This window comes from Sphingobium terrigena, assembly GCF_003591655.1.
Lineage (GTDB): Bacteria > Pseudomonadota > Alphaproteobacteria > Sphingomonadales > Sphingomonadaceae > Sphingobium > Sphingobium terrigena.
On the sequence record NZ_QVRA01000077.1, the window covers coordinates 1 to 1,638 of the forward strand.

The following is a 1,638-nucleotide window of genomic DNA, read 5'->3' on the forward strand; positions in this document are numbered from 1 at the left end:
CCATAGCGATCAGAATCCGTTTCTCCCAGCCGGGTCAGCAGATCCCTGATCAGCGCGAGACGGGCCTGGTGCTTGTCGTCCCCTCGCACCACCGTCCAGGGTGCTGCGATGCTGTGCGTGCGGGCGAGCATTGCATCGCGCGCCTTGCTATAGGCCTTCCAGCGCTTGTTCGCCTGAACATCGATCGGGCTGATCTTCCACTGTTTGAGCGGATCCGCGCGTCGGGCGGTCAGGCGCTTCTTCTGTTCCGCCCTCGAGATATCGAGATAATATTTTACCAGCGTGACCCCGCAATGTTCGAGCAACTGCTCGAACATCGGGACGGTCGTCAGAAACTCCTCATATTCCTTGTCGGTGCAAAAGCCCATCACGCGCTCCACCCCGGCGCGATTGTACCAGCTACGATTGAACAGCACGATCTCGCCGGCAGCCGGCAGATGAGGGACCCAGCGCTGGAAATACCGCGACCGGCGATCGTGATCCGATGGGGGCCCGAGTGCCACCACCCGGGTTTCGCGCGGGCTCAAGTGCTCGACGACACGCTTTATCGTGCCGTCTTTGCCGGCCGCGTCGCGCCCTTCAACGATGACCAGCACCTTGCGGCCATCCTCGATAATTCCCCGCTGCAGGGCGGTGAGCCCGATCTGGAGCGCGCGCAGCTGCTCGGCGTAACGGGGCTCGTTCTTCGCCTTCACCACCGGTTCTTTCTCCTGTCGGCAATCATACACACCACGGTAGCGGGCCGCGAGGGGCCGGGGCCGCACTCGTGGGCCGGTCTCAAACAGCGGCACCAACGGCATTGTGCTCCACCGCTGATGCCCGACTCATGCCGCCCCGACTGATACCCGCCAGCCGGGTGCGCTTCAGCAGCAGCGCGTTGACCGCGACGAGTGCGGAGCTGCCCGACATAGCCAGCGCAGCGACCTCGGGGCTCAGCAGCACCGGATAGAGCACACCTGCCGCGAGTGGAAAGGCGATCACATTGTAGCCGACCGCCCACCACAGATTTTGGTGCATCTTGCGAAGCGTGGCGCGTGAGAGCGCTATGGCACCGACAATATCATAAGGATCGCTCTTCATCAGGACGACATCGGCGCTTTCCATCGCGACGTCAGTGCCCGCCCCGATCGCAAACCCTACGTCGGCCTGGGTAAGCGCGGGGGCATCGTTGACTCCGTCACCGACCATGCCGACACGCTGGCCCTGGGCCTGCAGCTCCTTGACCTTCTCCGCCTTTTGACCGGGAAGCACGTCGGCAAGGACGATGTCGATGCCAAGCTCATCGGCGATTCGCTTGGCCGTGCCGGCGTTGTCGCCGGTAATCATCGCGACCTTGACGCCGCGCTCCCGAAGCGCCGCGACGGTCGCCTTCGCGGTTGGCCGCGCCGCATCCGCTATGGCGATCAACCCGAGAATCTCGCCGCCGCGCGCAACATGGACAACGGTGCGCCCCGCCCCTTTCAGGCGCTCGCCAGGTTCCTCGAGGGCTCCCAGCGCTACTTTTCCTTCATCCATGAGGCGCCGGTTGCCAAGCAGCACGGTTGCGCCCTCGACTTGGGCGCTGGCGCCCTTCCCCTCGATATTGGCAAAGTCGCGCGTCTCAGGAAGGGTGATACCGGATGCACCTTCGAGGACCGC

At 64.1% G+C, this 1,638-nt stretch carries 2 protein-coding genes; both read right to left on the reverse strand.

What is annotated here, in order from left to right; translation table 11 throughout:
* Nucleotides 1-698, reverse strand: a 698-nt coding sequence (gene ppk2, locus D0Z70_RS24390) for a polyphosphate kinase 2 (protein ID WP_119750786.1), incomplete at its 3' end; no start/stop codon positions are given.
* Nucleotides 699-777: 79 nt separating this feature from the next.
* Nucleotides 778-1,638: HAD-IC family P-type ATPase (locus D0Z70_RS24395; RefSeq protein WP_119750788.1), on the reverse strand; the 861-nt coding region annotated here is incomplete at its 5' end.